The 6,813-nt window shown below is 44.9% G+C and carries 7 protein-coding genes; 4 read left to right on the top strand and 3 right to left on the bottom strand.

The window, feature by feature from the left end; genetic code table 11:
• Positions 1-544: 544 nt before the first annotated feature.
• The 3 genes from gntK to gnd form a co-directional block, all read right to left on the bottom strand.
• Positions 545-2,083, bottom strand: a complete 1,539-nt coding sequence (gene gntK, locus EI981_RS28885) for a gluconokinase (protein ID WP_127004194.1) — start codon at positions 2,081-2,083, stop codon at positions 545-547.
• A gap of 36 nt (positions 2,084-2,119) precedes the next feature.
• Entirely contained in the window at positions 2,120-2,794 is a 675-nt protein-coding gene (locus tag EI981_RS28880) for a GntR family transcriptional regulator (protein ID WP_127004192.1), read from the bottom strand.
• 220 nt (positions 2,795-3,014) lie between these two features.
• Positions 3,015-3,914, bottom strand: a complete 900-nt coding sequence (gnd, locus tag EI981_RS28875) for a phosphogluconate dehydrogenase (NAD(+)-dependent, decarboxylating) (protein ID WP_127004190.1) — start codon at positions 3,912-3,914, stop codon at positions 3,015-3,017.
• Positions 3,915-4,259: 345 nt separating this feature from the next.
• Here gnd and rpmH point away from each other — a divergent pair, with 345 nt between their 5' ends.
• The 4 genes from rpmH (at position 4,260) to jag (ending at position 6,620) form a co-directional block, all read left to right on the top strand.
• On the top strand, positions 4,260-4,394 hold the full coding sequence (gene rpmH, locus EI981_RS28870) for a 50S ribosomal protein L34 (RefSeq protein WP_068778604.1): 135 nt from the start codon (positions 4,260-4,262) through the stop codon (positions 4,392-4,394).
• A gap of 206 nt (positions 4,395-4,600) precedes the next feature.
• Entirely contained in the window at positions 4,601-4,957 is a 357-nt protein-coding gene (rnpA, locus tag EI981_RS28865) for a ribonuclease P protein component (RefSeq protein ID WP_068778605.1), read from the top strand.
• A gap of 68 nt (positions 4,958-5,025) precedes the next feature.
• Complete coding sequence (locus tag EI981_RS28860) at positions 5,026-5,910, top strand: YidC/Oxa1 family membrane protein insertase (RefSeq protein WP_127004188.1); 885 nt, start codon at positions 5,026-5,028, stop codon at positions 5,908-5,910.
• Positions 5,907-6,620 (top strand): RNA-binding cell elongation regulator Jag/EloR, encoded by a 714-nt coding sequence (jag, locus tag EI981_RS28855; protein ID WP_127004186.1) that lies wholly within the window; start codon positions 5,907-5,909, stop codon positions 6,618-6,620. The genes EI981_RS28860 and jag overlap by 4 nt, the downstream gene beginning before the upstream one ends.
• Positions 6,621-6,813 lie beyond the last annotated feature (193 nt).

Here is a 6,813-nt window from a genome sequence, read left to right as displayed (position 1 = left end):
AGACTGTCACTCCTTTTAAATCATCCAATTGTGGCATGAGCCATGCAAAAAAAGTCGAAAAAACATAAATAAAGGGGAGTTTTATCCCCATTACTCAGAAAAATGTAATCATTATAAAAGTGGATAACTTTGAATTGTTCACAATATTATCCACAGGCTGTTGATAATTTTATAATGTTTAATAGATATTCACAGTGAAAGCATTATAATCATAGCAAAAGAAGCCTTATATTTCAATGTAATACGCGTATTTATCCACAAATTCAATAACTTGTGTATAAATTCCGTCAACAACACTATATATTGTTTATAATCTGTTTAAAAATCGACAGGAACTGTGAATTAACGAAAAAAAATGTGCACAGGTTATTCCAAGCTGATCGAAATTTGTTTTTTAAGAGGTTGTGAATAACTTTTTCGGTTGGATAGATTCGAGGATCGTTGGTAGGATAAATGAGTCCTTTTGATAGATTATAAAATAAGAAAACAGGACCTGACGTTCGTCAGGTCCTGTTTTCTTATGATCAGACTATATATAACTCGTTTAATGGTTACGCTGAAAATCGGCAATGGCTTGATAATCTTCCTCCAATTTTCGCGAGATACGGATATAGATAGGAAGGAGCTTCTTATAGATCGCTGAATTGTCGCGGTTTGGCGTATGTTCATAGGTTTCTCCGATCATGCTGGAGACATGGTTGAAGGAATCGATTCTTCCTAGCGCATATAAGCCAAGTACAACTGCTCCCAGGCAAGAGCTCTCGAAGCTTTCAGGGATCACAACGGTCTGGTCGAAAATATCGGCCAGCATTTGCCGCCATAATGGGGAGCGGGCAAATCCGCCGGTGGCTTGAATTTTAAGCGGCCTCCCGATTTGTTCTTCCATAGCAAGTAGAACGGTATACAGATTGTAGATGACTCCTTCCAAAGCGGCGCGAATCATATGTTCCTTCTGATGATGAAGGGTCAGACCGAAGAAGGAACCGCGTGCATTCGGATTCCATAGCGGGGCTCGCTCTCCCGATAGGTATGGATGGAAGAGGAGACCGTTTGAGCCAGGGGGAACCCGTTCTGCAATCTTCGTTAACACATCATAGGAACTGATTCCGAGCCGCTTGGCGGTCTCAACCTCGGATGCGGCGATCTCATCGCGCACCCAGCGAAAGATAACGCCGCCGTTATTGACCGCTCCGCCGATCACCCAATGCTTCTCGGTTAGAGCATAGCAGAAAATCCGTCCCTTCGGATCGGTCCTAGGCTTATCCACTACAGTGCGAATGGCTCCGCTCGTGCCGATGGTGACCGCGACGACTCCAGGATCGATGGCGCCGACACCCAGATTTGATAGAACCCCGTCGCTTGCTCCGATCACAAACGGGGTAGAGGCGAGCAGACCCATTCTGTTAGCATATTCAGGTGCAAGCCCATGCAAAATATGGGTCGTTGATACGAGAGAAGATAGATGCTCCGAAGTAATGCCAGCGATTTGCAGCGCCTCAGCATCCCAGTCCAGGTGCTCCAGGTTCATAAGTCCGGTTGCGGATGCGATGGAATGATCGACAATATATCTTCCAAACAACTTGAAGAATATATATTCTTTAATAGAAATGAATTTACGAGTTTTATTGAAAATATCCGGCCGCTCATGGCGCAACCATAATATTTTTGTCAGCGGAGACATGGGGTGAATCGGTGTTCCGGTACGAAGATAAATTTCATGTCCGCCCAGTTCCTTCTTCAGTTTATCTGCCCATTTCACACTGCGGTTATCGGCCCAGGTCAGGCAACGCATCAATGGTGCTCCCGCTTCATCTACCGGGATCACGCTATGCATGGCCGTACTGAAGGAGACGAACAGGATTCGGCTTGTTTCCGTCTTACTCTGCTGGATTACTTGTTGAACCGCCTGCAGAACAGCGGCGAAAATCTCTTCCGGATCCTGTTCAGCAATATCTGCGGAAGGAGTATATAATGGATATTCAATATTTGCGCTCGCAACGACAGTGCCATTTTCTTCGTAAAGAACTGCTTTTGTACTTGTCGTTCCGATATCAACACCGATCATAAATGATGTTTTGTTCATTTAACAACGCACCTTCTTTCTCCTGCAGGAGATATATTATTCCGGAATACTTGTATGCAAGGTTTGAACGGAATCTTCGAAGTATTCTTCAACATTGCGAGCGATGATATGTGGATCTTTGGATTCCAGCCCAGCTAATAATTTGCGATGCTTATTGACGACGTAATTAATCCTGTAGTCATCCTGGGACAGAATTTGCTTGGTCGTGATCAGCATTACGGTCATCACAATCTGCCGAATACTCATCCATAGATGCCAGATCCGGGTATGATTCGCTGCCTTAATGATCGTCTCATGGAAGGTTAGGTCCTGGTAGGCAAACTCTACAACATCATGATGTTTACCGGCCAAATCCATTTTGTCGATAATCTGCCGCAGTTGAGTGATTAATTCCGCAGAATTGCTGCTGGCCAGCCGTTTCCAGGCAAAGCTCTCAATTAAGTACCTGACGTCATACAGCTCTTCATAGTCTTCTACTTGAAGCCCGTTCACGACCGCGCCCATTCTTTGCAGGGTGATTAGTCCTTCACTAGACAGCGTTTTCAAGGCTTCGCGCACAGGTGAGCGGCTGGCGCCATAATCTGCAGCGATCCGATTCTCGGATAGTACCGTACCCGGTTTAATGTCTCCGCTTATAATATGTAGGCGCAGCTCACTGGCGATAGATTCGCCAAGTGAACTGCCCTTTAACCAACTTGAGGGAAACTTCATAGTTCTATGCTCCTATCACTAATATAGGTTGTTTAAAAAGTCCCCTTTGATAAGAAAATCGATCGCAGTAATTCAAGGAGGAGCGACCGCGATATAAAGGAAGGTTTTCTTGCGATATAGAATTTCATCAGCTTCCGCTGATAACGTATAAATTCTATATCTAACACGAAGCAACATGCGTTTATAAGATCATAGCATGAAAAATTTGGGATACCTATATTTATTTGCTTGATTCTACAGCGTGACCACCAAATTCATTGCGCAGAGCAGCAACGACTTTACCGTGGAAAGTATCATCTTCAAGAGAACGATAGCGCATGAACAGAGACATTGCGATCACTGGGGCACTTGCCTGCAATTCCAGTGCAGTCTCGACCGTCCATTTACCTTCGCCCGAGGATTGCATAACTCCGCGGATACCTTCCAGCTTCGGATCTTTCGAGAAGGCATCCTGTATCAGTTCCATCAGCCAACTGCGGATAACCGATCCATTCGACCATACCTTGGCTACATCTTCATAATTGTAGTCATATTGGCTCTTGTCCAGCACTTCAAAGCCTTCGGCAATCGCCTGCATCATTCCGTATTCAATTCCGTTATGGACCATTTTTAGGAAATGTCCACTTCCAGGGTTGCCAGTATACATATAACCGTTCTTCACAGCGATATCTTGAAAAATTGGCTCAATGATGCGGAATACAGCTTCATCGCCGCCGATCATGAAGCAGCCGCCTTGTTCAGCGCCTTCGATGCCGCCGGAGGTTCCCACGTCGAAGAAGTGGATGCCGGATTTCGCTAGCTGGTCAGCCAGCTCCACCGAATTTTTATAATGGGAGTTGCCTCCGTCAATAACGATATCATTTGCATCCAAAAGCGGGGTTAGAGTGGAGATGACGGACTGAAGAGCAGCTCCGGCCGGTACCATAATCCAGATAATCCGCGGTGGCTCGAGTGTGGCTACGAGTTGTTCCAGGCTTGCTACCGGAATAGCTCCATGCTCAGCAACACGGCTTACTGCCTCCGGATTCATATCGTAGGCCGCAACCTCGTGATTATGGCGCAGCAAATTCATGACCAGATTATGGCCCATTTTTCCGAGTCCTACCATGCCTAGTTTCATAAATTACATCCTCTCAGTATACTTGTATACATCCTTACATTAGAGATCATACCCCGATTCATAAATACTGTAAATATGAAGAAATTGAGAGTGTCAAAATTACTTTTCCACATGTGTATAACCTTTATTCCGAGGTGAAATAGTAACCTAGCCTGTGGAAAACTAAAATGAATCATTATTTTTTGCTCGTTTACGCGAGCTGTGTATAAATTTGGCTGGGTAAAGATATGCCGGGCTCAGTTGACTTTTTATGGTGCTTATGATTAAATGTATAAAGGCATTTTCTGTGGATTATGAAAATGGTGAATTTGACAGTGACGGATTCCTGTAGAGGGGGTGCAATAGATGAGACCGACTTTCAAACCGAATGTGAGCAAACGTAAAAAGGTTCACGGTTTCCGTAAAAGAATGAGCACGAAGAATGGCCGTAAGGTTCTTGCTGCTCGTCGCCAAAAAGGAAGAAAAGTATTGAGTGCGTAATGCGTGCGTGAAGACCACTGCGGTGGTCTTTTTTTGTACGCCAAATGATATAGTAATGAACTTGCTGTTTATGTGTCAAATTTGTTGATTAATTATTGACTATAATATGAAGGAACTCGATTTTGCATAAAATCAGGTTTACTGCCTATATGGATGGTTTATAATTACAATAGCAGTTAGCAGGTCTAGAGTTGAGGAGATTGCTCGTGCATAAAAAGTTAAGATTAAGAAATCGGGCGGATTTTGGCCGGGTATACCGGCATGGAAAGTCTTTTGCTAACCGTCAACTCGTTGTTTATTGGTCGAGAAAACCAGATGTTGAGCGTTTCAGACTGGGCATATCGGCAAGTAAGAAAATAGGGAATGCTGTGGTACGAAACCGTATGCGCAGAATGCTGAAGGAGATCGTTCGCTTGCATGAGAGCGAGATCCAGGATCATGTCGATATCATTCTCATTGTACGCAATGGTGCTGTCGGAATGGAATATAAGGAACTGGAGAAAAGCGTACTTCACGTCCTTCGTAAAGCCTCGCTGCTCAAGCCTTCCGGACGCCAAGCATGATTGTTTCTTTGTCCCTATAAATATGTTATGATTTACGATGACGGATAGGTTAAGAGAGGGGTTTTGAAGTGTCGCGAATTGCCAATAACAAGAGGAGATTAGTCCTCATTATTCTTGCAATCGGGCTCGTCGTGTTGTTAGCCGGTTGCGGAACGCAAAATGCTCATTTGGCTACTACTACCGAAGATATGAAAAATAGTGGTTCTTTCTGGACTGCTAATGTCGTCTATTATTTTTCATTAGCTTTGGATACGTTTGCGAAGTGGTTCAATGGGGCATACGGAATCGCCGTATTAATTATGGTGATCATTGTTCGTACGTTAATTCTTCCACTTACATTGAAGCAAGTAAAGAGTTCAAAAGCGATGCAGGCTATTCAGCCTCAGCTGGCGAAGATCAAGGAGGATTACAAAGATAATCCTGAGAAGCAGCAACAGGAGACGATGAAGCTGTTCCAGGAGAATAAGGTTAATCCGATGGCGGGATGTTTCCCACTTCTGATTCAGATGCCGGTCTTTATTGCGCTCTATAACTCGATTTATTATAATTCGGCAATCCGTGATCACTCCTTCTTGTGGTTGCAGCTTGGCGAGCCGGACAAGACTTATATTTTGCCAGCGGTAGCTGCGATTACTACGTTTGTTCAGACGAAGATGATGTCGAATATGAATACGATGAACACTTCCGGTCCTAACCCGATGAAATTTATGATGTGGGTCTATCCAGTGCTCATCTTTATTATGGCTTTCAACTTCCCGGCTGCATTGCCGTTGTACTGGATATTCTCTAACTTGTATACGATAGGACAAAATTATTTCATTTATAGAAAGAAAGAACCTATACCTGCTGTAGCAACCAGTAGCAACACGTCATCAGGGAAGAAAAAGGGCGGTTCGAATCTCAAAGCCGGTCATCCCGGCAGAGGTGCCAAGGAGGCCAAAAAGTCGAAATGAATAAAATTGTGACGTCAGGGAAAACCGTTGAAGAAGCTGTAAGACAAGGATTGGCTATGCTCGGCACCACCGAGGATCAAGTCGCCGTTAATGTGTTAGAGCAGCCATCAAAAGGATTCCTGGGACTGATTGGGGTAAAAGGGGCAAAGGTTGAACTTACTCTCCTGTCCAACTCCCCAGCAGTTCCGCCAAAGGGAGATCGTTCGGAGGATCGCAGTCTGGAATCCCAGAAGGATCTAAGCTCTAATACCGATCAGGATCCTTATCAAGAGGCGGCGTCATTTATTAAAGACGTTGGCGAGAATATGGGACTTCAAGTCGATGTGGAGATCGTCCAGAAGAAAGATGCCACTGTGCTCAATATCTCAGGCAACGATCTAGGTATGATTATTGGTCGCCGCGGGCAGACGCTTGACGCACTTCAATACTTGGCAAATATTATTGCCAACCGTTATTCTGATAGTTATATTCGTATTATTCTTGATGCGGAGAACTTCCGTGAAAGACGCAAGAAGACGCTGGAGGATTTGGCCGTTAGGCTGGCGGGTCGGGTCGTCCGCACCCGCAAGGAAGTAGCTCTTGAACCGATGCCGCCGCAGGAGCGTAAAGTGATTCATTCCAAACTTCAGGATCATCCGGAGGTTAAGACGTTCAGCAAAGGCGAAGAGCCGAACCGGCGGGTTGTTATTGCACTGAAGCAAAGCAAATGATGAATGAGACGCAAGCGACGTTTCCTTAGGGGATGTTGTGTTGCGTCTTTTTTTAACCTGTGTAGGTAACCCGGGTGCTCTAACAGTAAGACGTACCCGAAGGGGGAAAAGCGTTCCTAAGCATAGTCTCGCAGGAGTTCATCTCTCTCTCTCATGTTAGTCCAGATGTGGGTGTCCAGAGGGTGCAACCCTC

This window comes from Paenibacillus lutimineralis, from assembly GCF_003991425.1.
Lineage (GTDB): Bacteria > Bacillota > Bacilli > Paenibacillales > Paenibacillaceae > Fontibacillus > Fontibacillus lutimineralis.
Note: the sequence above shows the minus strand (reverse complement) of the source record. Positions and strands in the feature narration are given on the sequence as shown.

Excerpts from the sequence above, each read along its gene's own strand:
- gntK (WP_127004194.1), bottom strand. The coding sequence starts at position 2,083 with ATGAACAAAACATCATTTATGATCGGTGTTGATATCGGAACGACAAGT.
- gnd (WP_127004190.1), bottom strand. The coding sequence starts at position 3,914 with ATGAAACTAGGCATGGTAGGACTCGGAAAAATGGGCCATAATCTGGTC.
- rpmH (WP_068778604.1), top strand. The coding sequence starts at position 4,260 with ATGAGACCGACTTTCAAACCGAATGTGAGCAAACGTAAAAAGGTTCAC.
- EI981_RS28880 (WP_127004192.1), bottom strand. The coding sequence starts at position 2,794 with ATGAAGTTTCCCTCAAGTTGGTTAAAGGGCAGTTCACTTGGCGAATCT.
- jag (WP_127004186.1), top strand. The coding sequence starts at position 5,907 with ATGAATAAAATTGTGACGTCAGGGAAAACCGTTGAAGAAGCTGTAAGA.